The organism is Pseudoalteromonas agarivorans, from assembly GCF_024518735.1.
In the GTDB taxonomy this organism is placed as follows: Bacteria; Pseudomonadota; Gammaproteobacteria; order Enterobacterales; family Alteromonadaceae; genus Pseudoalteromonas; species Pseudoalteromonas atlantica.
Map to the genome: position 1 here is coordinate 1 of NZ_JANIGJ010000003.1, position 26802 is coordinate 26802.

Here is a 26802-nt window from a genome sequence, read left to right on the forward strand (position 1 = left end):
AGGCTTACACTTGTGCGCTGAAATACCTCTATTTGGCAACAATTAAGCCCCATATTCATAAAAAGCTATTTTTTAGGCATAAAAAAACGCAGCCACTTGGGCTGCGTTTTTAAAATAAGGTGGGCAACGTTAACTACTTATTTGCACAACGTGTTTGCCTGTAAAGCCACCCGCAATTTGGTTATTTAAGGCAGCACTGACTGAGTCAGCAGTAAAGTCAACCGCAGTGATTGCCGGTGTTTTAATATCGCCCGATAGCGCGCCTTCAAGCAATAAATTGCCCATAAAACTTAAGCGCTGCTGTGCACATAAACTATTGGCAAGCCACGCACCACCAATAGACACCACACTAATATTAGGCGCTCGGTGGTACATTAAATCTTGATCAAAATGAGGCAGCGAGTTTAAACACGCGATACGCCCGCAAAAACGCATTAATTCAATATTTCTAAGCGTTGATTCACCGCCCATAGTATCAATTACCGCATCAAACCCTTGCGGGCCAAGCTCGCGGCGAATTTTGTCGCGTAACTTTTTGTCGTTATAATCAAATACCACATCGGCACCTAGCTGCTTTACCAGTTTGTGATTACGCTTTGAAGCGGTGGTAAATACATCGGCACCGCGTTGTTTAGCATATTGAATGGCAAACTGCCCTACCGCACCAGAGCCACCTTCGATTAGGATTTGGTCGCCCTCCGTAATGGCAATTTTATCTAAGCTAATAAGGGCGGCCATACCAGCGCACGGTAACGTAGCAGCCTTTGCAGGGCACAGCCCATCGGGCACAACCGATACAGCAAAGTTAGGCACGGTGGTGTATTCACTCAGTACCCCTTGCTTACCTATATTGGCATGCCACATTACTCGTTCGCCAACCCCAGGAAACACACCTTTGTTAGCTTTAACTACCACACCAACGGCGTCCAGGCCTAAAATATGAGGGTATTGCCACTTACAAAAGCCCGTTTTAGCAAAATAGGCATCAGCAGGATTAAGGCCTACATACTCAAGCTTTACCAACAGTTCGTTGTCGGCGCACTCGGGTATATCAACCTCAACATCTTGCAAGCGTATTTGCTCATCTGGTTGTGATAAAACAATAGCGCGCATGGTTTGTAAGGGGCTGCCTTGATGTGATAATTCAGTATTGCTCATTCAATTAACTCTACCTATTTTGTACTGCTAAGTGCATAGCTCCATTGGCCGTTAAATGCCTGATAAGCATTCACTTTAGCAAGCAATGTAGCAATAGTTGTGTCAACAGCGTTTTCTTGTGCCATTAAAACATCCTGGCGTGCATCTAACAACTCTAAGTACGGTATTTGGCCTTCTTCGTACATCGCCTGTGCTTGTAAAAATGCTTTATTTGCAAAGCCATAGCGCTGTTTAGCATAACGCTCTTGCTGTTTTTGATTGACCAACATTTGCAATGAAAGTTCACTTTGAGTCACCGCATTTAATACTATTTGCTGATAGTCGCTGTAGGCAGCTTCACTTAAAAACTGCTGTGCGTCGCGCTGGGCAAGGAGTGCGGGGTAACTTAATATTGACCATTGCAATTGGGGGGCTACTTGCCATTGCTGATCAGTATTTTTTAAGCCCGTGCTGTCTATGCTCACTACGCCTGCAAAGGCTGATAAGCTAATATCAGGTAGTAAGGCTTTACTTGCCGCCACACTTAAGCTGTTGGCTTGGCTAAAATCATACAATGCACGGCTTATATCTGGGCGCAGGGCAATGGCGCTATTGGCATTTTTAAGCGCAACGCTAAAGCTTTGCTCAAGCAGGTTTTGCTCATTGTCTATCGCAATGTCTTGCGCAAGCTTACCTGTAAGCACCGCTAAAGTTGATAAGTCGCTGTATTTAGCATACTCAATAGCGGGCATTAGGGCTTCTTGCTGCCTAAGCTGTGCCATCGTACGGTTTAGGTCAAGCTCGTTGGCAACGCCTTCATCTACACGTGCTTGAAGTACCTCAATGCTTTGCTCTAATGCGTTAATTTGCATGGCTATGATGTGTTGTTTTTCAACATTACCTTGATAGCTTACAAACCCTTTAACAACAGACGATACCACTTCAATTTGCAGTGAACGTACTTGCTCGGCTTGGCTCATGGCCGATGCATTTGCAGCATCAACCAAAGCAGTAATACGGCCAAATAAATCTAACTGCCAATCAAGCGCTATGTTAGCACTCGATTGACGGTCAAACACACTCGGTGCATCGCTTCGTGCTGCGCCAATATTTACCCCGCCTTGGGGTAAATATTGCGCTTTTTGTTCACCAAGTCGGGCAAGGGTACTTTTGAGCGTTAATTGGCTTGTTTGCAAATTGTAGTTATTGGTAAGTGCGCTATTAACCAAAGCATTTAGCTGCTTTGACTCTAACTTGTGCCACCAATTTGTTTCATCTGCAATGGCAACATTACTGGCAATATTTGCTTGAGCTACAAAATCGTTAATAGCGTTTTGCTCGCTTTGTGTATCTATTTTGCTAGCGCAACCAGATAAAAAAGCAGCCACTAACACAGCACTTAACGTTAAGCGCGTTTTGATAGGTTTAGCGATAAAATTAGTCATGCGATAACCCCTTTGCTTTTTGCTGCTTTTTCACAACTAACATATAAAACACAGGTGTAAATAATAAGCCAAACACCGTTACCCCTATCATGCCTGCAAACACCGCGTTACCCATAGCGTGGCGCATTTCGGCGCCTGCACCGGTTGCAAGTACTAAAGGTACAACCCCAGCTGTAAAGGCAATTGAGGTCATTAATATCGGGCGTAAACGCATACGACACGCCGCTAATATTGCCTCAAAGTGCGTTAACCCACCGCCGTGTTGGTCGCGGGCAAATTCTACCATTAATATGGCGTTTTTAGAGGCAAGTGCCACCAGTACAATTAATGCAATTTGAGTAAATATATTATTGTCTGAGCCTACAAACCACACACCTAATAGTGCTGAGAAAATAGTCATCGGTACAATTAATATTATGGCTAGTGGCAAACGTAAACTTTCGTACTGCGCAGCAAGCACCATAAATACAAGCAACACAACTAATGGGAATACATAAACCATGGTGTTACCTGCAAGTACTTGTTGGTACGTTACTTCTGTCCACTCGTACTCAATACCTGTTGGCAGGTTGTCGGCTAATATTGTTTCAATAGCAGTTTGTGCCTGATCAGAGCTATAACCGGGGGCTGGGCTGCCGTTTAGTTCTGCACTTGGGTAACCGTTGTAATGCATTACACGGTCAGGTCCTATTGTTGGTGTAACTGTAAGTACCGAGCCAAGCGGCACCATATTTCCTGCACTGTTACGTACTTTTAGGTTAAGGATTTGCTCAGGATCAAGACGAAAATCAGCATCAGCTTGCGCATTAACCTGATAAGTACGACCAAACATATTAAAGTCGTTCACATACACAGAGCCTAAATATATTTGCAATGCGTCAAATACTTCATCAAGAGGAATACCTTGAATAAGCGCTTGCTCGCGGTCTATGTCAATATCCATTTGCGGTACTTGAATACGGAAACTTGAATATAAGCCCATTAACGCGGGGTCTTGCTGCGCCTTACCAATAATGGTTTGCAAACTATTAAATAGTGCATCAAAGCCTTTATTTGCTCTATCTTCAATTTGCAGCTTAAAGCCACCGGTGGTACCTAAGCCTTGAATTGGCGGCGGCGGAAATACAGCCACAAACGCTTCATCAATAGCTGCAAAACGCTGATTTAACTGCGCGGCAATTGCCATCGCTGATTGACTAGGGTCGGTACGTTTATCAAAGCTCTCAAGTGGCGTAAATACAATGCCGCTATTTGGGCTGTTAGTAAAACCGTTTACCGATAAGCCTGGAAACGCCACGGTGTGTGCAACGCCTGGTACTTCTAATGCTATTTTTTGCATTTGCGAGAGCACATCTTCGGTGCGGTCTAAACTGGCTGCATCTGGCAGTTGCGCAATCGCAACTAAATATTGCTTATCTTGCTGTGGAATAAAGCCACCAGGTACGGTATCAAACAATTTAATTGTACCGCCCACCAGCGCAACATAGGCCACCATAACAATAACGCTCATACGTATAAGCTTTTGTACCAGCTTTTCGTAGCCTTTAGCACCACGGTCAAACACGCGGTTAAACGGTTTAAATAACCACGCACCAAACAGTTTATTAAGTAAACGCGTGAATGCATCTGGTTTTGCATCGTGCGATTTTAATAATAATGCCGATAGCGCAGGCGAAAGGGTTAACGAGTTAAACGCCGAAATAACAGTCGAAATAGTAATTGTTAGTGCAAATTGCTTATAAAACTGACCCGATAAACCGGTAATAAATGCAGTAGGAATAAATACCGCACACAGCACTAACGCTATCGCGATAATTGGCCCGGTTACTTCGCTCATAGCAACACGTGTTGCCTCTAAAGGCGATAACCCTTGTTCTATATTTCGCTCTACGTTTTCAACAACAACTATCGCATCATCAACTACAATACCAATTGCCAGTACCAAGCCAAACAGCGAAAGTGTATTAATAGACACGCCTAGCCATTGCATTACAGCAAACGTACCAATTAACGAAATAGGCACCGCAATCAATGGAATAATAGACGCGCGCCACGTTTGTAAAAATACAATAACCACAATTACAACTAATACTATTGCCTCTAGCAATGTAGCAATTACCGCATCAATTGAACCACGAACAAATACCGTAGGGTCATATACAATGTCGTACTCAACACCCGCTGGGAAATCTTCTGACAAACGCGCCATTGTTTCACGTACTTGGTCTGAAAGCTCAATCGCATTTGAACCTGGGCGTTGAAAAATAGGCATTGCAAGTGCTGGCTGGTTATCAAGCTCTGCACGAAGTGCATAGGTATCTTGGCCTAAATCAACACGGGCTACATCAGACAAACGCGTTAATTGCCCTTGCTCGCCCACTTTAATAATGACCTTTTCAAACTCTTCAACACTGTTTAAACGCCCTTTTACGTTTAATAAAATTTGAAATTGGCTGTCGTTAGAAATTGGCTGTGCACCTAAGCTACCCGCGGCAACTTGCTGATTTTGCGAGCGCAAAGCGGCCACAACATCGGTGGCTGTAAGCTCACGGGCTGCTAATGCATCTGGGTTTAGCCACACGCGCATTGAATATTTGCCACCACCAAATAATTGAATGTCGCCTACACCTGGTAAACGGGCAATCTCGTCTTTAATATGAATGTCGGCATAGTTAGATAAATACGCTGTGTCGTGGCTGTTTTCAGGCGAGTATAAATGCACCACCATGGTTAAATCGGGTGATGATTTTTCGGCTACTACACCTAAGCGCTGCACCTCTTCGGGCAAACGTGGTAATGCACTGTTTACACGGTTTTGTACTTGTACTTGTGCACGGTCTAGGTCGGTGCCTAATGCAAACGTTACCGTAAGTGTCATACGGCCATCGCTGGTGCCTTGAGAAAACATATACAGCATGTTTTCGGTACCGTTAATTTCTTGCTCAAGCGGCGTTGCCACAGTTTGCGCAATAACGGTTGGGTTAGCACCTGGGTAATTTGCTGTTACCACAACAGTAGGTGGCACAACTTCTGGGTATTCACTTACAGGAAGTTGAAACAGTGAAATACCACCAGCAATTAAAATAACCAACGACAGCATGGCTGCAAAAATTGGTCGCTGAATAAAAAAGTGTGAAAATTTCATCAATAAACCTTATTGCTTAGCCATTAGCTGCGCGTTGTCGTTTGACAGTGTAAAAGCCACGCCGCTTGTATCAATTGTCACTGTATTTGGCGAAATTGGCATACCTGGGCCTACACGTGCAGGGCCATTTACCGCAATAACATCGCCTTCGTTTAGGCCAGCAGTAACAGCGCGTAACGCACCATAGCGCTCGCCTACTTCTATTAATTTGTATTCAAGCACGTTGTTTTCGCCAACGGTTAATACAAAGCGATTTTTTAAATCGGTGCCAATAGCACGCTCAGGAATAATTACTTTTTCGCTCACTTCGTTTGCTGCCAATTTAACGCGAGCAAAAGAACCTGCACGTAGTTGATTGTTATCTTGTTCAAATACCGCACGTACACGTAAAGTACCCGTTGCTGAATTAATTTGGTTATCAATAAAGTTAATATAGCCTTGGTAAGCAAACTCTTTTTGCCCTACTTTTTGCATAACAACTGTTTGGCGGCTTTGGGCGGTTACATCATTAAAAGCGCTATTCCAAGTACGCTCATCAACATCAAAGTAGGCATACATTGCTTTATTAGAAACAATTGACGTTAATACACTTTGGCCCGCTAATACGTTATTACCTTTGGTAATATTTGCGCGTGAGATAACACCATCAATCGGCGAAACCACTGATGTAAATTCTAAATCGAGCTTTGCAGAAGTAAGCTGTGCTTGCAGCGCTGCCAGTTGTGCTTCGCGCTGGCGAAGCGTTGAGGTACGCGCCTGTGCTTGTTCTGTTGAAATAGCTTTACGCTCTAATAAGCGCACTGCTCGTTTGTCTTCACTTTTAGCTTGTTCAAGTGCAGCTTCTGCGCTGTGTATTTGCGCTTCTAGGCTTGCTACAACTGCTGCAAAAGGGCGCTCGTCAAGTTGAAACAACACATCGCCTTGCTTAACAACATCACCTTCTTTAAATTCAATGCTATCAATCACCCCAGATACACGCGGCATCAGCGCAACTTCTTGCGGCGATTCTAAACGCGTGGTGTAGGTGTGCCAGCTTTGTACTGGTTTAATTAAAACTTGTGCTACATCTATAGGTTGTAATTGTTGTTGCTGCGCATTAGGTGCGCTCTCATCGGCACAGCCCGCTAAGGATAGAGTTGCCGCAGCTAATGCAGCAGCAATTAAATGTTTATTCATGAAGACGCTCCTTTATTTATTTACCTGGCATGTTACGGACTATACTTGCGGACAAAAACCATAGATTTATAAATTCATTAATGCCAAAATGGCATCAATAACATTTATTGGGTGATCATAATGGATACAACAAGCCGGCTTTTAATGCTGCTTGAAGTGGTAGAACAAGGCTCTTTTGCCAAAGCTGCAGAAATAAGAAACATAGACCGCTCTGTTATATCTAAACAAATCAGTCGATTAGAGGACGAGCTAGGCGTTAGGTTATTAAACCGCACCACCCGTTCGTTTTCGTTAACGGCGGCGGGCGCAGAAATGATAAAAAAAGCGTCAGAGCTAAGAGAGCTACTTGGTGAAACCGTACGTATGGCCGAAAACTACCACCTAGAGCCACGCGGTGTGCTAAAGGTTACCTCGTCAACATTAATTGGTCGGCGTTATTTACAACCTGTGCTAAACGACTTCCAAAAACGTTTTCCACAAGTAGAAGTAGAGCTACGTTTAGACGATAGGCTAGTTGATATTGTATCTGAAGGGTTTGATTTAGCATTTAGAATTGGTGAGCCTAAAGACTCCTCATTAATTGCCCGTAAAATTGCCCGTAACAGGCTGCTTATTGTAGCCGCCCCTGAATTTATAAAAACCTATGGTATGCCACAAACCATAGAAGAGCTGGTGCAGTTACCCGCTGCAAGTTATGCAAGTAACGCTATGCGCGTAGAAACCATAGATTACTACGATAGTAAAGGTGAGCCGTGCGAGCTAAAAATAAAAAGCGTGTACAGAGCAAACGACGCTGAAGTACTGCTAATGAAAGCTATTTCAGGGACTACCTACTTTGTTGCGCCAGCATTTATTATCGATAAAGAAATTACACAAGGTCAATTGGTGCCCATTTTAACGGATGTTAAGTTAAAAGAGTTTAGCCATATGTATGCGGTGTATCCACACAGAGACTTACCGGTAAGAACACGTTTATTTTTTGATGCAGTGAGAGAATACCTAGGTAAAGACAAACCAATTTGGGAAAACAACATCCCAAATTTTGAGCAAATGTACTAGCCTCGTACTTAGGCTATTTGAGGCTTTTCAATCAGGTTGGCATTTGCTTGAAAGTACACTTTATTGCGGCCATATTCTTTTGCTTTATACAGTTGTTTATCTGCTTTAATTACAAACTTTTCAAGCGTGTCGCCTTGGCGATACTTAACAACGCCGATACTGGCAGTTACATTTATTTTTAGTCCATCAATCTCAAATGCCGAATTGTTGAGTTTTTCTCTTATGGTTTCGGCCATTGCCAATGCATCACTTTGTGACGCAAAAGAATGTAGTAAAGCAAACTCTTCCCCGCCCACTCTAAATACATACCCTTTTGCCAATACAACCCGTAATAAAGTGGCGACTTCAATCAGCACTTTATCCCCTACTGCGTGGCCATGGGTGTCGTTAACCTGTTTAAAAAAGTCTAGGTCGAGTAAAAACAAATAAAGTTGCGACTTATCTTTAAGCTCTACTGCAAAGTAATGGTTCATTGATAAACGGTTTGCAGCCCCAGTAAGTGGGTCTAACAAGGCCAGATTTTTCAGCCGTTTAGACGATAAAGCACGACTGCCTTCAAATACATGAGAAATGGCCCAAATGCTGATATAAACAAAGGCAAGATTTAAACCGAAGTTAAGCGTTGTTAGAGGAAGTTGCGATGCTTTGGTTAATAATATGGCCCCCTGGAGTACAAATAACAAAGCCGATAATACAATGCCATAGCGCTTACCTAACAGTAGGTAATACAACACAGGTAACGCAAACGACCACACATACAAACCATTTATTGGCTTTGCTAAATAATTACCTAATACAATAACAAATGTGACAAATATGCACATAACAACAGATTGCCATACTTCGAGTGCGTGTGTGTTTAAGCGGTGGTAGGTGTAGGCACAAAATACAGTGAGCGCTATTTCTAAATAGCCTAATAACGCAAAGTTATTTAAAAAAATATTAAACGCAGCAAAAAACAATGAGACAAAACCAAAACACAAGCACATCCATTTCAGAACGTTTCTTCTTAATGATTTAGTACTACTAAGTGCTGCTATATCCATTCAAAAAACTTAAAATAATAAAAAATTCAGTGTAACGCTAAAATTAAATATAACAAGTAGCTAAATAGGTAAAAACAGTCATTTTATTAAACTGTGTAGCGAAAACAGCAAACTCAGTAGCGAATTACACTACATTTACGCCTTTACCCACCTAACATAGATAAGTTTGTAGTGACCCCAGTGTTACCTTGGTGCAATAAGTGTGTTGGTTTTTTTGTTTTTATATAACGCGCTAACTGATCAATTAATGCCTGATTGGTGTTATCACTCATGTATTCTCTAAGTGATATACCCTGCTCAGAAAACAAACATAAATGCAGTTTCCCCAGTGATGAAATTCTTAACCTGTTGCAGGTAGCACAAAAGTCATTACTGTAAGGCATTATTAACCCTATTTTGCCTAAATAATCAGGGTGGAAAAACTCTTGCGCAGGCCCCGCCGTTACATCGCGTATAATGGGTTGCCAACCAGCGCGAAGCAACTGCTCTTTTATGGATTGCCCCGATATATGGTTAGCATCAAAAAATGCTTTATTGTCGTTTGTTTGCATTAACTCAATAAAGCGCATCGTTACGGGTCTGTGCTTTAAATACGCTAAAAAAGCTTCAAGGGCACGGCCATTGTACTGTTTCATTAGTACGCTGTTTATTTTTACTGAATCTAAGCCGCTCTCTAGGGCCGTGTCTATGCCTTGCATAACCGCGGCAAACTTATCATTGCCGGTAATGGTATTAAACATACGTGGGTCTAGGCTGTCGATGCTAACATTTATTGCATTGAGCCCTGCGTGTGCCCAATCTTTAACATGTTTATGCATTGAGTAACCATTTGTAGTGGCGGCTATTTTGGTAATACCTTGGGTGTCTTTTGCCGCACGAATTACATCTATAAAATCTTTTCTGAGGGTTGGCTCACCGCCAGTAATGCGTAACTTTGATATGCCATGATGAGCAAAGGCGTTTACTGTGTTGCTAATTTCGTTAAGTGAAAGGAAGTCTCGGTCGTGATCGCATTGATAACCATCCGGCAAGCAATACACACACTTAAAATTACATACATCAGTAATAGATAAACGCAGATAACTAAATTTTCGCCCTGCTGGGTCGACTAGCATAAAAAAGCCTTTAACATTTTAATAATTCATCGCTAAGTTCAAAGCGCGTAAAGCCTGTGCCTTACGCGCTTTGTTAGCACTTAACTAGGCCGAAAGACCTGCTTTAAGCTCATTGGGTTTCATGGGTAAATTACGTAACCGTACACCAACTGCATTAAATACCGCATTTCCAATAGCTGGCGCAACACCAATTACTCCTGGCTCACCTAAGCCCATTGGAAACTCATCACTTTGTACAAACTCTATGTCCATATCGGGCACATCTTGCATTCTAAGTGGCAAGTAAGTGTTAAAGTTAGTGGCTGCTACTTGTCCGTTTTGGTAATTATTTGATTCATGTAACGCAAGGCTTGTGCCCCACAGTAACGAACCTTCAAGCTGGGCTAGTGCACCATCTGGGTGAACAATTAAACCTGCATCTACCACGGCGTAAAGCTTTTTAAGCGTAATTTTGCCATCGCTTTTATTTACGTGCACATGGGCTGCTGTGGCAATCCACGCTGGCATATTACGCTCTTGGCCTGAACTTACTGAAAAACCAATGCCTTCATTTTCACCCAGCTTAACATTTGCGACCTTCGCTGACACTTTTTTAAGTACCGCATTTAAGCGCAGCGCTCCGCCTACGCTTTCAGGGGCTTTACCTGCTTGTTTACCTTTGCCGTCGAGCATTGATAAACGAAACTCAACCGGATCAATCCCTTGTTTGTGCGCTATTTCGTCGATAAAAGATTCTAGGCTCCATGCTATCCAGCCAGGGCCTACCGAGCGAAGCCAACCTGGGGTAAATGTGCTTTGCGCTAATTCGTTATTAATTGCGCGGGCACGGTGGTTATCCATGCTGTACCAGTGATCGGCTCCAGAGGCTGAAAATGCATCAAACTTACCTTTGCCATCAACCCCTGGTGATAAAAAGCCAGGTGCCATTGCTTTTGTTGGCCAGCCTGCTGCAAAAGCATGCTCCATTGCACTAAGCTTGCCATTTTCATTAAACGAAGCTGTTAATTTAGCTGTAGAGGCAGAGCGTGATTGATCAAATAAGCTATCGTCTGCGCGCGTAAATACTAGTTTTACGGGTTTGCCAATTGCTTTCGCTGTTAATGCTGCAGGCACAGTCCAATCACCAAACAAGCGACGCCCAAATCCACCGCCTAAATAATAAGGGCGAATAATAACGTTATTTTGTTCAACCTCTAACGCCTTGGCCAATGCAGGTAATGTTAAAGACTGCCACTGATTACCAGTATGGATAATCCACTTGTCTTGTTTAAACTCTGCCAACGCGTTAAGCGGCTCTAATTGATAATGGCTTGCTGTTGCTGTGGTGTACAGTGACTCAAGCGACTGCGTTGCCTCAGCCTGCATTTTAGTGGTATCACCTTCATTAACAAATAAGGTGCCAGCGTTGCTATCGTTACATAATTTTTCGCCCAGAGATTGAATATCGGCCTCTGTAACATTAGCTGTTTGCCCTTTTTTATAGGTTACTTTTAGCGCATCTACCGCTTTAATAGCACTGGGGTAATTGTCAGCTAAAACCACCACCCAGCCTTGTACGGTATTACTCGGGTCGTTTAAAATCTCAAACCCTTTATAGCCTTTTATTGCTTTTGCAGCGCTATCGTCCACCTGTGTCACTTCACTACCATAACGTGTTGGTGGGATCACAGGGCGCGCATACACCATGCCTTCAAGCTCTACATCTATGCCGTATACGGCAGTACCATTTGTTTTTGCCGGAATATCAAGCGCTTTAAAGTCTTGTTTTAAACCCGTTAAGTGGCGCTTGTTGGCAGGCTTTAACGGCAGTTTTGCAACTTCTTCACTGCTAAATGTACGGTTAAACTCACCATTTTTAACAATATCGGCATAACTGAGTGATTGATCGCCTGCAATTATGCGCCCTTTACTAGCGTGGCACTGCTCCGGTTTAACCCCAAGCATATTAGCCCCTGCATCTATAAGGGCTATACGCCCCGCAGCGCCGGCTTGTGAAAGCGGCTTAAAGCTTTGAAACACCGACCACGAGCCACCTGTAACCATGTAGCCCCACTTTTCGTGCGTATCTACATACGTGATTGATACTTTATCCCAGTCGCACTCAAGCTCATCTGCCACAATACGCGCTAAGGCGGTGCCTACGTGTTGGCCCATTTCAGCTTTGGCAATACTAACGACTACTTCACCTTGCTGGTTCATAGTCCACCAAATTGTGGGTGAAAACGATTGTTGTGCAATCGACTCTTTGGCGCTAAGTTCACCTGAAAATAAAGCCGGAGCAAATGCCATAACCAGGCCAGCAGTTGCTGTACTAATCATAAAAGAGCGACGGTTTAAGTCTACGGTTTCGGTATTTTTTTGAAATAGTTTTTTCATTGTCGGCTCCAGTTACACGTCTAGCTCTTTGGGGTTAAACATTTGTACTGCACTTTGCGATTCATCAGCTGCACGTTGTATAGCCGATTTAATACGCTTGTACGCCATACAGCGGCAGTAGTTGCCATTCATATGATTTACTATTTCTTGATCTGTTGGATTTGGATTGTCTGCTAATAACGTAGCTGCTTGCATAATTTGCCCAGATTGACAGTAACCGCACTGAGGCACTTGCTCATCGACCCACGCTTTTTGCAGCGGATGCGCGTTGTTAAGTCCTTCAATGGTCGTAATGTTTTTTCCTGCCACTGCGCCCACGGGTAATACACACGAGCGCGTTGCTTGTCCGTCTAGGTGCACCGTACATGCACCGCACATAGCAATACCACAACCAAACTTAGTTCCTTTTAACCCTATTTCATCGCGAATAACCCACAGCAAAGGTGTATCTGCACTTGCTTGCGATTTAACCTCTTTGCCATTAACTGTAAACGTCACCATAGCTTGCCCCTTGATTAAGCCCAAATAAAATTAAAGTAACACATGACCCATACACGTTACTTTTTATACCACCGTACGTTGAAACTATTACGCTTTACATTTCAGCGCACATTTAAAATGCGCGCTGACATAACTGTTAAAAATTTAATCTCGTTTTGAACGTTTAACCTAAAGTTTAGGCTATATTTTTTAGTTTATTCGCTTACAGTTAGGTTGTTGTTATTATTAATAAACTGCTTTAATTGCTGTTGAGTGTCGATATCTGTGCTTGCCTGCTTAAGTAAAATGGTATTAACGTCAACCTGTGTATCGCGCAGTAAATGTTGAGCGCCTTTATCGCAATTTAGCGCTGCTAGAGTTTTAAAATCAGAGGCAGGAAATACAGCAGGTACGCCAATGCGTTCGCCATAATCAGCGCACCAGCGCGAGGGGTTGCTGTTAAAATGAGTAATTAAAGTATTTATGTGTGCCGCACTAAGCTCAACCTGATCCGCCAGCATAAATAAAATCCCCTCTAATGAGTGCGCCTTACTTATAGTGTGTGTTGCCAGCGCAATGGATTTTCCTAAGCCTATTTGCCAGTGTGGGTTATGCAGTATTTCAACATTTTTATAGCCACGTAACGCGTGTTCAATTTGCGCATGCCAAGCACCGCTAATAACGTATATGGGTAATGTGTCATCACCTTGTAAGGTATCTACGGCGCGGCAAATCATTGGTTTATTACCTACATCGGCTATAAGCTTACAGCCGTTAAAGCGCGACGATTGCCCAGCGGCCAAAATAACCTTTGCTACGCGCACCTTAGTTGCCCCAATTACTTAACGATGTAGCATCTTTATTAGCAAATACCGCATGAATTTCGCTAATGAGCGACAAAGCTATGCTCTCTGGCGAGTCGCCTCCCAAATTAAGCCCAACAGGACCAAATACAGGCGCTACTACCTTATTTACCTTTGTATTTGCATGTTCAAACACTTGCGCTCGGCGATGTGCTGGCCCCAGTAACCCCATGTACTTTAGTTGGCTTTGCTCAAGTGCGGCTAACGCCTGTGAGTCAAGGTCTACACTGTGGGCCATTAAAACAGCGGCATCCACTTTGTGCTGTTCGCAAAATTGTTTAAGCTGCGCAGCTGGGCAACGCAAAATATTATCGGCCTGCTTAAAGTAGTCTCTTTTAGCATTTGCAGCTCGGCTATCCCATACACTTACCGTCCACCCGAGTTGTTTAGCAAACGCGTATACCGGTATCGCATCAGCGCCACCACCGACAATTAATAAATGTGCGCTGGGGTAAATAGCCACTTCTAAACGTTGGACTTTATCTTGCTCTAAAAGCGCTGCTTTGCGGTTTAAAGATAAGTTGTGCTGCTGCGCCACGGTTTTAAAAACGCCAGACCCCTTTGCCACCAAAGGTTTAATTTGCTGTGTGTAGTGCCCCGATTGCTTATTTTTAAGCGCATTAAACATGCTATCTAGTTGTAAGTATTCGTTTTCACTATTAACGCTTTGCAAAATAATATGCACCACACCACCACAGCCAATTCCTAGCTGAAATGTTAAGTCGTCTTCATCGGTTGCATCGTAGGTAATAGTTTTAGAATGTAATGAGGTCATAACCTGTTTGGCGTGGCGCTGAATATCAGCCTCTAAACAACCACCCGAAAGCATGCCTAAACGCTGGCCAAGGCTCGAAATAAGCATCATCGCGCCCAATTTTCGATAGCTAGACCCTTCAATTTGGTACAAGGTTGCGAGCACCCATTGTTGTTCATCACGAAGCGGATACCACGTATTGAGCATTCCTTTTAAATCAGTAACCATTAGCTGCTGCCATTACAAACCTTAATATGCGCGCGTTTTAATTATCACCATTGTGTCGCTTTGCTTCATTTGTTAGATATAACGAGGATAATCAAGCAACAAATAAGTGAGAAGCGTACGTGATATATTTTAAAATCGATCAGATAGGACGTTATTAAATATGAAATATTATCTTAGCATTTATCGAGGGCGAGGTGACCTGTGTGGATTGAAATTTTTCACTCTAGGTGCAATTAAATCGCCTTCAAAGGCTTTGCCCTGACTAAAAACCAAACGCCCTGCTGTAAATTCATCCACCGCAGTACGCCACGCCCTAACTTCCTTAATAAGCGTATAATTTATAAAAAGGCGCACATGCTTAATTAGCAAACAATACGTTAGCTTTTTAGCTAATGTCAGCCTTGGCTTAAATAAGCATTAATCTTCAATTAAATCGGTGAGCGTATTAATCAGCTCATCAAACTCATCATTTACACTCTCGCGTTGCTGCTCACTCAAGGTGGTATTTAGCTCAATAAGTAGGTTTACATAGAGCGCTAAGTTTGCATCATTACTGGCTAATAGTTCTTCGCTCATATACGCTTCTCGCTGTGTAATTACATAGCTTAATTGTTTTACAAAGTCGGCCTCAATGAGCGCTTTATTTAAAAGTACTTGCTGCGCTGCATTTAAGCGCGTTTGCTTGTACTGATGCCAAAGCAATGAAGAGTCATAATGAGCATTGTTAGCTTGGGTAATAAGCTGCGTTTGCACAGGGGTTAACTTTCCTAGCCATTGTTTGTAGTAATCGAGCTGTCTTTCTAGGCGCTCGCTTTTGCGCTCCTGCGCTGTTAATTCATTAAACTCTTCGTATTCTTCGTTAATTTGCGTTTGGATATTAGCAATAAGCTCTTCGCGCTGCGCATAAGAAAGCGTAAGCCCTAACTGCGCGAGCGGTATATGCGCATGTTCAAGAATGTTTTGAAAATGAGCTCTGGCCAATACCACTTGCGACTTTAGTTGCTGATAGTCTAACTGCTGATTAAATAACACTTTTAAATTTAGGATATCTTGCTTGTAGGCGGGTAATTGCGTGGTACGGTGCCACTGCTGGGTTGTGTTAATAATATTTTTAAGTTGCTTGTTTTGCTGCTTATTTAGGTCAATGTAGTCATCTACCCAAAACGACGAAAGCCACGTTAAGTTATTATAAGTAAACGAAGCCGAACAACTACACAAAAAGAGCAGACTGAGCGCAATGGCTACGCGCGAAACTTTTATATTTTTTATTTTAAACATGAAATCCTCAACTAACGCTTTCTCTCAAACTCTCACATAATACGCAAAGATGTTAATTTATTTTAATTGATAATAATTATTATTTACTGTTGACACACCGTCAAATCTAAATAATAATTAATCGCATAAACAAAGTGTAACGACCTCAGTGCCCAAGGAAGAAATACAGCATGGATGCTGACATTTTGTTTTAAGCGCGTGACTGCTTAATGGCTATTATTTACTCGACCCAAGTAATAGCATAAAAGTTCATCTCTACTTGCTACATTGCTCATATTAGTGACGGTTAATATGACATTAAAAGCGCAGGCCTTGGCTTGCGCTTTTTTACTGCTTTAAATTTTCTGTAATATCTGTATCTTACGCTTATAAACAGCGCATTATTAGCAATATAATTGCTTATTTAAGCTATAATTACCACAACAGCTTGGCTAAGTGTTAAACGAGCATATAATCACCAAAGCGTTAGTATTTCACTTAACCGCAAGCACTTGCACCATTTTATACGTGGCTATTAAATAGTAAGTACAAAGTGTTGCAATAAAACAGGTTTTTATACATACACATTGCAACTATTACCTATTGGAGACATGGCTATGTCACAGTTTAATTTAAAAGCATTAATACTCACTGGCGTTTTGCTTTCAAGCCCATTTGCACATGCAACTCTTGAAGACGGTATAAGAGCTGCCAACGAAGGCGAGTTTGCGACGGCACTAAAAGAATTTGAATATTTAGCTGATAAAGGCTTTGCCCCCGGTATTTACGAACTAGGTAAACTTTACGAGGGCGGCTATGGTGTTACACGCGACTACTTTAAAGCGGCAGAGCTTTATAAAGAAGGCGTTAAAAAAAATCACGCTGACTCAATGTTTGCGCTAGCGGTTTTATACGATGAAGGCAAAGGCGTAAAGCTTGATAAGCAAATGGCGGTTACGTTATTTGAAAAAGCAGCGAAAAAAAACCTCCCCGCCGCACAATTTAATTTAGGTGTTATGTATGCAAATGGCGAGGGCGTAACGCGCGATTATAAACAAGCCAGAACGTGGTACGAAAAAGCCGCTGCTAATAACTACTCACTGGCGCAATTTAATCTGGCGCTCATGTATTTTGAAGGCCTAGGCATGCCAAAAGACTTAGAGAAGTCGTATGTGTGGAACACCATTGCAGAATACAACGGCAACATGCAAGCAAGCCATAGCCGTAAGCTAGATGAGCGTAAAATGCTACCTAAAGAAATAGAAGAAGCAAAAGAAAAAGCCGACAAAATCTACGAAAAAATACTCGCAGGCACGTACGCCGGTGAAGGTCGCTTATTTTAATTTTCGCCTAGCTAAACCAAAGCGTTACACAAGGGCAAATGCATCTCGCATTGGCCCTTTTTTATACCCATTTACTTAATATATAAAAATTTAAGCAGCTTAACAATAAGGTTGCTCTGTTTGAGTAAAAGCGCGGTACGCGGGTTAAACGAGCTAGACACCAAGGTGTTTTTTGCATGACTAAAGGTTAAAAACCCTTCTTTACCATGATAATGCCCCATTCCAGAATGCCCAACGCCACCAAATGGCACATCGTCTGCTGTCACCTGCACTAAGGCATCGTTTACAGCAACTGTACCACTTAATGTTTGCTCCATGATGTAATCTTGAGCGTGCTTATCTTGGCCTAAAATATATAGCGCTAAAGGGTGATTATGCGCTTTTATGTAGCTAATTGCCTCATCGAGCTTTTCGTAGGTTTTAATAGGCAAAATGGGGCCAAATAACTCATCTTGCATTAACGTCATATCATCGCTAGGTGCGGTAACAATATGCAAACCCATTCTATGCTTTTGTTTGTCTTGTTGGTTTTGATCTAGCGGCTTAATAACTTGCGCACCTAACTGTTGTGCTTGTGTTAAATACCCTTCTAAGCGAGTGTAATGCGCATCGCTAATAATTGACGTTAAGTTTTTGCCTTCAACCCCGTCTTTAAAGTGCTTTTTATAAAGCTCGCACAATTGCTGCACCAGCTGATGCTCAAGGGCCTTAGGCACAAATACATAATCTGGGGCTACACAAATTTGCCCCGCATTAGCCATTTTACCAAACAATAATGTTTGCGCTGCTTTTTTAATATTAGCTTGTTCAGTAATGATCACCGGCGACTTACCACCAAGCTCTAAGGTAACAGGAGTTAAATTTTCGCTGGCTGCTTTCATAACCAGCTTGCCCACTGACGTTGAGCCAGTAAACAGCAGATGTGCAAATGGCAGTGCAGAAAACTCACTCGCTACATCGCTTGCCCCTAACACCACTTTACAATGCGCTTGTAGCTCGTCTGCAAATATTTTTTCGATGACTGCATTAGTATGCGGGGTAAACTCGCTGAGCTTAAGCATAACTCTATTACCCGCAGCAATGGCGGTAATAACAGGCACTAATGCCAATTGTATGGGGTAATTCCATGGTGCAATCACGCCAACTACACCAAGTGGCTGGTAAGTCACACTCACTTTTGATGGCCACAAACTTAAGCTAGTTGAGCGCTTACTGGGTTTTGCCCATTTTGGCAATTTTTTAATAATGTGCGCTAAGCCCTGAACCGTTGGCAGAATATCGCCAAGTAACGTATCGAACGCGGTTCTGTAGCCAAAGTCTTTTGATGCTGCATCGATAAGCGCTTGTTCATTACTAACAATGCGTTTGTTCAACGTTTTTAATAATACGATACGCTTATCTATCGGGAGGTACGACTGGGCTAAAAAGCTATTTTGCAGCTCATTAAACGTATCGCTGAGTGAGGGTGTGTGTGTGCTATCAGTATCCAAAGGTGCTACTCGTGTATCATTTTGCTACGACTATAACGCCGTTCTGATTTTCGAGCAATAACACTAACTATCTAAAAATTACCGTTTTTGTAGGAACAAATAGCCACAATTAATCACTACTCGCTCAATAATTTAGCCCTTAAATTACTTTTATTTAGCTCGTTAGCGGCTCACAAGGCAGCGTAATAATAAATTTAGCGCCGCCTTGCTCGCGGTTCTGTGCGCTTAGCGTGCCATTAAGCGCGCTAATAATTTGCTTAGAAATACACAACCCAAGCCCTAGTCCATCAACCGATTTAGTACTGTAAAAAGGCTCAAAAATAGTCTCTATATCGTGCACTTCTATGCCTGGACCGGTATCTTCAATACACAGTTGCACACTATTATTTAGATAATTGGCACTGATACTCAACTCGCGAGTAATACACCCCTGCATTGCTTGGCTGGCATTCGATATTAAGTTAACTAACACTTCTTCAAGGGCCGCTTTATCTGCTAACACGTTTAATTGGCTGTCAATTTTAGGCGGTAAAACACTTATATTGTCCTGCTTTAGCTGGTTTTTATTAATCTCAAGTGCCTTGGCTACTGATTCACTTAATGCCACTTCGCTAATAATCGTTTTTGCAGAATCAGAAAAATAATTTAGCTGTGCAACTATCTTATGCACTCTTGCTACTAAGGCTTCAACAAACTGTAAATTTTCGTTTAGGGCTTCAAACTTTCCTTTAGCTAGCAAGCGTTTAGCACTGGCTAAGTAAGTATTAATGGTATTAAGCGGGTGGTTAATTTCGTGGTTAAAGCCCATGCTAAGCTGGCCAATTGTTGCAAGCTTAGTTGATTGTACAAGCGCATCTTGCTGTGCTTTAAAAGCATTAGTACGTGCACTAATTTCCTGACTGACACTGTGATGGGAATAAACCAGCTTTTTAACGCCAACAAAGCGCCTTAAGACAACATACCCTAGGGCAATAATAAGCGCATAAATTACCACAAAGCCAAATAACGCCGGTAATTGTGCAATATTAGCATTAGATACATTTACTAATACGGTAACCGATGCGTTCAAAAAGCGTAATTTTTGCTCTACCGATAAATAATTATGCTCATCAATTGTGCTAAACAGTAACCTTTGTGATGTGTAATTTGAATGGGCAATCAGCTTAGGTTGATAATCTAAATACGCTCGACGCTGAGCGATGTCTCGACGATGAGTAATATCGAGTGTAGAAAACGTATTCAGGCGCCAATTTTCCATATCTGAAATAGCAATCACGCTATCTTCTAGCTGCACATAAAAGTGGCTGCCTTTGGCGGTATTTAAAAGCTCACGGTCACTTTCAAATTTGTTCACATTGACTTTTAAAACAACGACCCCTACCGCTTGATTATTGTTATAAATGGCTTGTGAAAAATAGATGCCTCGCTCTTTTGTACGCATGCCTAGGGCAAAATACGCTACTTTTTCACCTGCAAATGCGCGCTTAAAATACGGTCTAAACGACAGATCGCTGCCTAAAAAGTTATGATCGGCCTGCCAGTTACTGCTTGCAATCACAGCGCCTTGTTCATCAAGAATATAAATATCTGAGGCACCACTGGCTTGTTGTATATCAGCTAAGTAGTTATTAATCTTTTTTTCGTTATTTTGCGCCGCACCTAAAAAATCAATAACCTCATTGTTATAGGTAAGAAGCTGAGGAATTTTTGAAAAACGCGTAAGCTCAGCATCAATATAATGCTTTAACTGAGTTGCTTGCTGGGCTGCTTTTTGCTCGGCCTGATTATAATAATGAGTTCGGCCATAGCAAAACACGACCGACAATAGCACTATCAGTACAACAAAAGATAAAAGAAGTTTTTTAGAAAAGGAGAACATGCCCTAGCTCACAACAAAATAGCTATAAAATTTAAGGGCGCTAGTTTAACGGGTTATGGGCGCTAACAACAGAAACTTTGTGTTAACAAATACAATAAATCTTAATTTATTTATAAACTGCTGCAAGTCTGTACTGACTCGCAACAGTAAACATCATTAGCGGTACCAAAATTACGAGTTAGTGGCTAATTGAGGCTTATTTTTAGCGTACTTGTATAAGCCGATCAGTGAAGCTGCAATCCAGAAAATCTCAATTACAAAGCTTGCAAGGTTAAAGTTGTAACACAAACTGATTAACAGCAAAATTGCCCCTGTTAAATTCATTATGTTGTACAATAACCCCGTTGGGGATGCTTTATTAAGTTGTAATAAAAAGAATGCACCAACAACTAAGAAAGTACCCGCCATACCTACAATATCAAATAACAGTGCTATCACACGTTTATCCTTTGCTTAAAAAACCCAACTAACTGGCCCTATCCTTGGGGAGGGTGTTTTTCAATCATTGAAACAGCAAAACCGGGCGAGTATATCAGGCTTGTTTATTGGTACAAGGTCAATTGTCCGCCTTACTAAGCAGCAAATCTAAGCTTTTGTAGTTATTACATTTTTAAACGTATTGGGTTATTTAAAGGTAACCTTACCGCCAATTATTTTATAAGCTGGTGTACCGCGTATGATTGCTGGGCGCGCAAATGGGCGCTCGCATTGGGGGCAAATACACGGTGTAGTTGTGTAATCTTGGGTTATTCGCTCTATAAAACACTTTACTAAAGCGCCTTTGCCACCTTTTCTATATTTAAACAGCGCCGCTTTGCAAGCAGAGCAAAAAATATCGACTGTTTTAGTCGGCCCTTTTTTATTTGGCTTAGCCATACACTCCTTAACATACCTACGTTGATACAAAGCAGGCATTTTAGCAGTTAATAAATAAAAACGTTACAGAAGCTAGGTAAACTGCCTAATAAGCGGTGGAGAAAAACGCAAGGGATTAAATAATAGGTACGATATAAAACGCCATAAAAGCGTTTCGCTAATCTCTAAAAAACAAACGGTTTAATTGCGCTGATAACACATTCATATTAAATGGTTTAATAATAAACCCCGACACTTTTGCTTTAATAACTTGTTTTACTGTATCAGCGTTATCTTCGCACGTGACCATAATAACAGGTAAATCGACTAAGGCTTGATCGTGGCGTATGTTATCGAGCAAGTTTACACCGTCTACTTTAGGCATGTGTAGGTCGGTTATTACTAAATCAAATTTTTGCTGACGCAGTATTTTTAATGCCTGTTGGCCGTCAGTTGCCTCTACAACATTTTTGTAATCAAGCTGCCTTAGCATGTTAATTAATACGTGGCGCATAAGTGGCATATCATCAACGACTAATATTTTCATATTTATCTTTATTGTATTTTAGCGCTTAAAGGTGGCGCCTTATTTAGCGTACTTAGGGCCATACACCTATAATAAAACCCATTAATGTAAATTGTAATGTGTAATACCCTGCATTAATTATAAATAACTTGATTGGCCGCTGCTCATAAATGTAACTGAGCCCCAGCGAGCTACCTACCCAAAACAAACCGATGGCAAAACCTGTAAAGGCGCCCTCTCCCATTCCGGCCTCTTTACCTAAAAATAATGAAAGCACCACTGCCGACAAAAGTGCAAGTACCATACTGCCGCCAAAAATTAACGCCGGTTTTGCTGTTTGTAAATCAAGCTCCGTAAGGCCTGTACACTCTAACCAGGCATTTTTAAAAAAAGCGTTTGAATACCAAATACCGCCAAGCATAAAAGAGGAAAGCGCCGCCACAAGCACGGCAAAAAAATTAACATCAGTAAAATTCATACATACTGCCATAATGCATAGTGTACAAGGGTATTTTGACTGTAGTTAAAAATACCCTAAGCAGCAAATTATCGCCTTTAAAATATATGGTATAGGGCGCGTTGGTTTTTGTGGAGATTTCTAAAAATCGCCATAGGTGGCACATGTTTGTACCTTTAAATCGATTGGCGATAGCGCTACCTCAAGCCCTCGCTTACCTGCACTTACATACACTGTTTTAAAGGCCATAGCGCTTGAATGAATAAAAGTGGTTAGTCGCTTTTTTTGCCCAAGTGGGCTAACCCCTCCTAAAATGTACCCCGTGGCGGCTTGTACCTTTGGCGCGCTTGCCATTGCGACCTTTTTAGCGTGACTCAGTTTGGCCAATTGCTTTAAATTTACTTGCTGGGATACCGGTGTAACGGCAACAATTAACTGCCCTTCATTGGTTTCAAGCACGAGGGTTTTGAATACCTGCTCACTATTAAGGTTTAACTTTTCAACGGCTTCTTGGCCATAACGTGTTGTATTAGCATCGTGTTGATAACTAAGTACATCGTGAGGCACATTTTGTTTTTTCAGTAATTCTATTGCCGGGGTCATACAATTTAGTCACATTATTTTAAGCGCATTATTAATCTACAATAAGGGTTAATCATTTTGAAGAGTAACTTAATAGCAGAGACGTAAAAAGCCTTTTATTGACGAGGGTATAGGTACAAAGGGTAAAGCAATGTGGGTCAATTGCACAAGGCAACAAAATAGCTCAGTGAATCAATCGATTGAGTATACGCATTTTATAATATTGCTAAGTCGTGCCCAGTAATATGGTTAAATCACATGAATTTGAGCCAAAAAAAACGGTGCATCAAGCACCGTTTTTTTTAGTTTTTACGATAACTAATTACTTAGTTAAATCGTCAAAAAACTTTTTAACGCCGTCAAAAAAACCTTGCTCTTTAGGACGGTTTTTTGAGCTATCTTTGCCCATGCTCTCGTCTAACTCTTTAAGTAACTCGCGTTGACGCTCGTTTAAGTTAACTGGCGTTTCAATCACTACTTTACAAATTAAGTCGCCTTGAGCACCACTACGAACCGATTTAACACCTTTGCCACGCATACGGAACATTTTGCCCGTTTGTGTTTCAGACGGTATTTTAAGTTTTGCACGGCCATCAAGCGTAGGCACTTCAATTTCGCCACCTAAACCTGCGGTAGTAAAGCTAATTGGCACTTCGCAGTACAAGTTATTCGCATCGCGTACAAAAATTGGGTGTTCGCGTACCGATACTTGCACGTATAAATCGCCAGCTGGCGCTCCGTGCATACCCGCTTCGCCTTCACCGGTTAAACGAATACGATCGCCTGTGTCTACGCCTGCTGGAATTTTAACTGACAACGTTTTTGTTTTCTCAACACGCCCTTGTCCGTGACACTTATCACATGGGTCTGAAATAATCTGACCTTGGCCCTGACACGTTGGACACGTTTGTTGAACAGCAAAGAAACCTTGGCGCATTTGTACTTGGCCAGCACCGTGACATGTAGTACATGTTTTAGGCTTAGAGCCCGCTTTTGCACCACTGCCATCACATGGCTTACAGCTAACCCACGTAGGTACTTTTATTTCTACTTCTTTACCACGAACCGCTTCTTCTAAGCTTAGGTCCATGTTGTAACGTAAATCTGATCCACGTTGCTGACGCGATTGACGACGGCCACCACCGCCACCAAAAATGTCACCGAACACATCACCAAAAATATCACCAAAATCGCCTTGACCACCACCGCCAAAGCCACCGTGACCGCCGCCACCGCCTTGTTCAAAGGCAGCATGGCCGTATTGGTCATACATTTGACGTTTTTGATCGTCGGTTAAAATCTCGTAAGCTTCTTTTACTTCTTTAAATTTAGTTTCGAGATCTTTATCACCGGCGGTACGATCTGGGTGATATTTCATCGCTAAGCGTTTATACGCTTTTTTTATGTCTCTCTCGCTTGCATCTTTGCTTACGCCGAGAACTTCGTAATAATCGCGTTTTGACATATCTATCACACTACTCTTTTCTATTTGCAGCTAGGCTGCGGGATAAACCGATAAATCACATCGATTTATCATGAAAATTTTAAACCTTAAATACATACAAAAGGCGCGACAAGCTGTAGCCTGCGCGCCTCAAAAGTTCATCCTACCCTAAAAACTTGAGCAAATCATGTTGTTTAGGCTAGTTAGAAGCTTAGCTGACAATTACTTGTCGTCTTTTACTTCTTCAAACTCAGCATCAACTACATCGTCGTCTTGCTTAGCAGACTGTTGTGGTTGCTCGCCTGCATCTGCGCCACCTTGTTGCGCTTTAGCTTGAGCGATTTCCATTAGCTTTTGAGACTTTTCAGCAAGTGCTTGCGTTTTAGCTTCAATTTCTGCTTTGTCGTCGCTCTTAATAGCTGCTTCAAGGTCAACAACAGCTGCTTCAATTACATCTTTGTCTTCGCTTGGTAGTGCATCGCCAGCTTCTTCAACTTGCTTGCGAGTACCGTGTACCATTGCATCAGCTTGGTTACGAGTTGCTACTAGCTCTTCAAACTTTTTATCTTCTTCAGCGTTAGCTTCTGCATCACGAACCATTTTTTCTACTTCTTCATCGCTTAAGCCCGAAGACGCTTGAATCGTGATTTTTTGCTCTTTACCTGTATCTTTATCTTTCGCTGATACATGTAAGATACCATCCGCATCTACATCGAAAGTTACTTCGATTTGTGGAGTACCACGTTGTGCTGGACGAATACCTTCTAGGTTAAATTGACCTAGAGATTTGTTGTCGCTAGCACGCTTACGCTCACCTTGTAGTACGTGAATCGTAACTGCAGATTGGTTATCTTCTGCTGTAGAGAACGTTTGCGATTTCTTAGTAGGAATCGTTGTATTTTTCTCAATTAGCGCGGTCATTACTGAGCCCATTGTCTCAATACCTAGCGATAATGGAGACACGTCTAGTAATAGTACGTCTTTAACGTCACCTGCTAATACACCACCTTGAATTGCCGCGCCTACTGCTACAGCTTCATCAGGGTTAACATCTTTACGTGGCTCTTTACCAAAGAACTCAGCAACTGTTTTTTGTACTAGTGGCATACGTGTTTGACCACCTACTAAAATGATATCGTTAATATCATTTACAGATAAATCAGCATCCGCTAGTGCGCGTTTAAGTGGCTCAATTGACTTAGTTACTAAGTCTTCAACTAATGATTCAAGTTTAGCACGCGTTAGTTTAACGTTCATGTGCTTAGGACCTGATGCATCGGCAGTTACGTACGGAAGGTTAACTTCTGTAGATTGTGCAGATGATAGTTCGATTTTCGCTTTTTCAGCCGCTTCTTTAACACGTTGCATAGCAAGCGGATCGTTTTGTAAATCGATGCCTTGGTCTTTCTTGAATTCAGCTACTAAGTAGTTGATTACGCGGTTATCGAAATCTTCACCACCTAAGTGAGTGTCACCGTTTGTAGCAAGTACTTCAAATGTGTGCTCGCCTTCAACTTCATCAATTTCAATGATTGATAAATCGAAAGTACCACCACCTAAGTCGTATACTGCAACAACGTTTTCACCTTTGTTTTTGTCCATGCCGTAAGCAAGGGCAGCAGCTGTTGGCTCATTGATAATACGTTTAACTTCAAGACCCGCAATACGACCAGCATCTTTTGTTGCTTGACGTTGTGAATCGTTAAAGTATGCAGGTACTGTGATTACAGCTTCAGTTACTTTTTCACCTAAGAAGTCTTCTGCCGTTTTCTTCATTTTTTTAAGTACTTCTGCAGAAATTTGTGGTGCAGCGCGTTTTTCACCGCCCGCTTCAACCCATGCATCGCCGTTATCAGCTTTGATGATTTTGAACGGCATAATACCGATATCGCGTTGTACTTCTTCGTCTTCAAAACGACGACCAATTAAACGCTTAATTGCAAATAACGTGTTAGTTGGGTTAGTAACCGCTTGACGCTTAGCAGGTTGACCTACTAGAGTCTCGCCGTCTTGCGTGTAAGCAATAATAGACGGGGTTGTGCGATCGCCTTCCGCATTTTCAATAACACGTGCTTTATCACCATCAAGTACTGCAACACAAGAGTTTGTAGTACCTAAATCGATTCCAATAATTTTACCCATGAA

22 protein-coding genes are annotated in these 26802 nt (G+C 42.0%); 2 read left to right on the forward strand and 20 right to left on the reverse strand.

All coding sequences use genetic code 11. The features are described from left to right. Positions 1 to 129: 129 nt before the first annotated feature. Genes NQT65_RS06690 through NQT65_RS06705 form a run of 4 tightly spaced genes read right to left on the reverse strand, consistent with a single transcriptional unit; the run spans position 130 to position 6903 of the window. Positions 130 to 1158 carry a zinc-binding dehydrogenase gene (locus NQT65_RS06690; RefSeq protein ID WP_064387187.1) on the reverse strand — a complete coding sequence of 343 codons (1029 nt, stop codon included), beginning with the start codon at positions 1156 to 1158 and terminating at the stop codon, positions 130 to 132. Positions 1159 to 1172: 14 nt separating this feature from the next. After that, positions 1173 to 2582, reverse strand: coding sequence for a TolC family protein (locus tag NQT65_RS06695; RefSeq protein WP_256850767.1), 1410 nt, complete (start codon positions 2580 to 2582; stop codon positions 1173 to 1175). Next, positions 2575 to 5727 carry an efflux RND transporter permease subunit gene (locus NQT65_RS06700; protein WP_256850768.1) on the reverse strand — a complete coding sequence of 1051 codons (3153 nt, stop codon included), beginning with the start codon at positions 5725 to 5727 and terminating at the stop codon, positions 2575 to 2577. The genes NQT65_RS06695 and NQT65_RS06700 overlap by 8 nt, the downstream gene beginning before the upstream one ends. Before the next feature lie 9 nt (positions 5728 to 5736). Next, complete coding sequence (locus tag NQT65_RS06705) at positions 5737 to 6903, reverse strand: efflux RND transporter periplasmic adaptor subunit (RefSeq protein ID WP_126008997.1); 1167 nt, start codon at positions 6901 to 6903, stop codon at positions 5737 to 5739. A gap of 120 nt (positions 6904 to 7023) precedes the next feature. Between NQT65_RS06705 and NQT65_RS06710 the strand changes: the two genes are divergently transcribed. Then, complete coding sequence (locus tag NQT65_RS06710; RefSeq protein ID WP_004588705.1) at positions 7024 to 7962, forward strand: LysR family transcriptional regulator; 939 nt, start codon at positions 7024 to 7026, stop codon at positions 7960 to 7962. An 8-nt stretch (positions 7963 to 7970) separates the two neighbouring features. On the opposite strand, the gene NQT65_RS06715 is transcribed toward NQT65_RS06710, so the two are convergent. From NQT65_RS06715 to NQT65_RS06745, 7 genes are all read right to left on the reverse strand, one after another. Then, positions 7971 to 9008, reverse strand: a complete 1038-nt coding sequence (locus tag NQT65_RS06715) for a GGDEF domain-containing protein (RefSeq protein ID WP_164521648.1) — start codon at positions 9006 to 9008, stop codon at positions 7971 to 7973. A 143-nt stretch (positions 9009 to 9151) separates the two neighbouring features. Continuing rightward, positions 9152 to 10123 (reverse strand): GTP 3',8-cyclase MoaA, encoded by a 972-nt coding sequence (moaA, locus tag NQT65_RS06720; RefSeq protein ID WP_256850769.1) that lies wholly within the window; start codon positions 10121 to 10123, stop codon positions 9152 to 9154. 84 nt (positions 10124 to 10207) lie between these two features. Further along, the gene (locus tag NQT65_RS06725; protein ID WP_256850770.1) at positions 10208 to 12499 is read right to left on the reverse strand and encodes a xanthine dehydrogenase family protein molybdopterin-binding subunit; all 2292 of its coding nucleotides are present in this window, start codon (positions 12497 to 12499) and stop codon (positions 10208 to 10210) included. 12 nt (positions 12500 to 12511) lie between these two features. Then, positions 12512 to 13000, reverse strand: coding sequence for a (2Fe-2S)-binding protein (locus NQT65_RS06730; protein WP_029771953.1), 489 nt, complete (start codon positions 12998 to 13000; stop codon positions 12512 to 12514). Positions 13001 to 13194: 194 nt separating this feature from the next. Continuing rightward, a complete protein-coding gene (locus NQT65_RS06735; protein ID WP_055253989.1) occupies positions 13195 to 13803 on the reverse strand; it encodes a nucleotidyltransferase family protein in 609 nt (202 codons plus the stop codon). A 1-nt stretch (position 13804) separates the two neighbouring features. Further along, on the reverse strand, positions 13805 to 14824 hold the full coding sequence (locus tag NQT65_RS06740; RefSeq protein ID WP_256850771.1) for an XdhC family protein: 1020 nt from the start codon (positions 14822 to 14824) through the stop codon (positions 13805 to 13807). A 417-nt stretch (positions 14825 to 15241) separates the two neighbouring features. Next, entirely contained in the window at positions 15242 to 16102 is an 861-nt protein-coding gene (locus NQT65_RS06745; RefSeq protein ID WP_256850772.1) for a DUF6279 family lipoprotein, read from the reverse strand. Positions 16103 to 16698: 596 nt separating this feature from the next. On the opposite strand from NQT65_RS06745, the gene NQT65_RS06750 reads away from it, so the two are divergent. Continuing rightward, positions 16699 to 17424 (forward strand): tetratricopeptide repeat protein, encoded by a 726-nt coding sequence (locus tag NQT65_RS06750; protein WP_024032214.1) that lies wholly within the window; start codon positions 16699 to 16701, stop codon positions 17422 to 17424. Between the two features lie 71 nt (positions 17425 to 17495). On the opposite strand, the gene NQT65_RS06755 is transcribed toward NQT65_RS06750, so the two are convergent. From NQT65_RS06755 to dnaK, 9 genes are all read right to left on the reverse strand, one after another. After that, complete coding sequence (locus NQT65_RS06755; RefSeq protein ID WP_256850773.1) at positions 17496 to 18914, reverse strand: coniferyl aldehyde dehydrogenase; 1419 nt, start codon at positions 18912 to 18914, stop codon at positions 17496 to 17498. Between the two features lie 154 nt (positions 18915 to 19068). After that, complete coding sequence (locus tag NQT65_RS06760) at positions 19069 to 20793, reverse strand: sensor histidine kinase (RefSeq protein WP_256850774.1); 1725 nt, start codon at positions 20791 to 20793, stop codon at positions 19069 to 19071. Positions 20794 to 20964: 171 nt separating this feature from the next. Next, complete coding sequence (locus NQT65_RS06765; RefSeq protein WP_004588716.1) at positions 20965 to 21231, reverse strand: CBU_0592 family membrane protein; 267 nt, start codon at positions 21229 to 21231, stop codon at positions 20965 to 20967. A 186-nt stretch (positions 21232 to 21417) separates the two neighbouring features. Continuing rightward, positions 21418 to 21669 carry a hypothetical protein gene (locus tag NQT65_RS06770; RefSeq protein ID WP_004588717.1) on the reverse strand — a complete coding sequence of 84 codons (252 nt, stop codon included), beginning with the start codon at positions 21667 to 21669 and terminating at the stop codon, positions 21418 to 21420. Between the two features lie 157 nt (positions 21670 to 21826). Continuing rightward, positions 21827 to 22195 (reverse strand): response regulator, encoded by a 369-nt coding sequence (locus tag NQT65_RS06775; RefSeq protein WP_024031358.1) that lies wholly within the window; start codon positions 22193 to 22195, stop codon positions 21827 to 21829. A gap of 52 nt (positions 22196 to 22247) precedes the next feature. Then, complete coding sequence (locus NQT65_RS06780; RefSeq protein ID WP_004588719.1) at positions 22248 to 22652, reverse strand: DUF1761 domain-containing protein; 405 nt, start codon at positions 22650 to 22652, stop codon at positions 22248 to 22250. 120 nt (positions 22653 to 22772) lie between these two features. Then, positions 22773 to 23234, reverse strand: a complete 462-nt coding sequence (ybaK, locus tag NQT65_RS06785) for a Cys-tRNA(Pro) deacylase (RefSeq protein WP_256845842.1) — start codon at positions 23232 to 23234, stop codon at positions 22773 to 22775. A gap of 301 nt (positions 23235 to 23535) precedes the next feature. Then, positions 23536 to 24678: a molecular chaperone DnaJ gene (gene dnaJ, locus NQT65_RS06790; RefSeq protein ID WP_024031901.1), complete on the reverse strand. Its 1143-nt coding sequence runs from the start codon at positions 24676 to 24678 to the stop codon at positions 23536 to 23538. A gap of 201 nt (positions 24679 to 24879) precedes the next feature. After that, entirely contained in the window at positions 24880 to 26799 is a 1920-nt protein-coding gene (gene dnaK / locus NQT65_RS06795) for a molecular chaperone DnaK (protein ID WP_256850775.1), read from the reverse strand. Between the last annotated feature and the right edge of the window lie 3 nt (positions 26800 to 26802).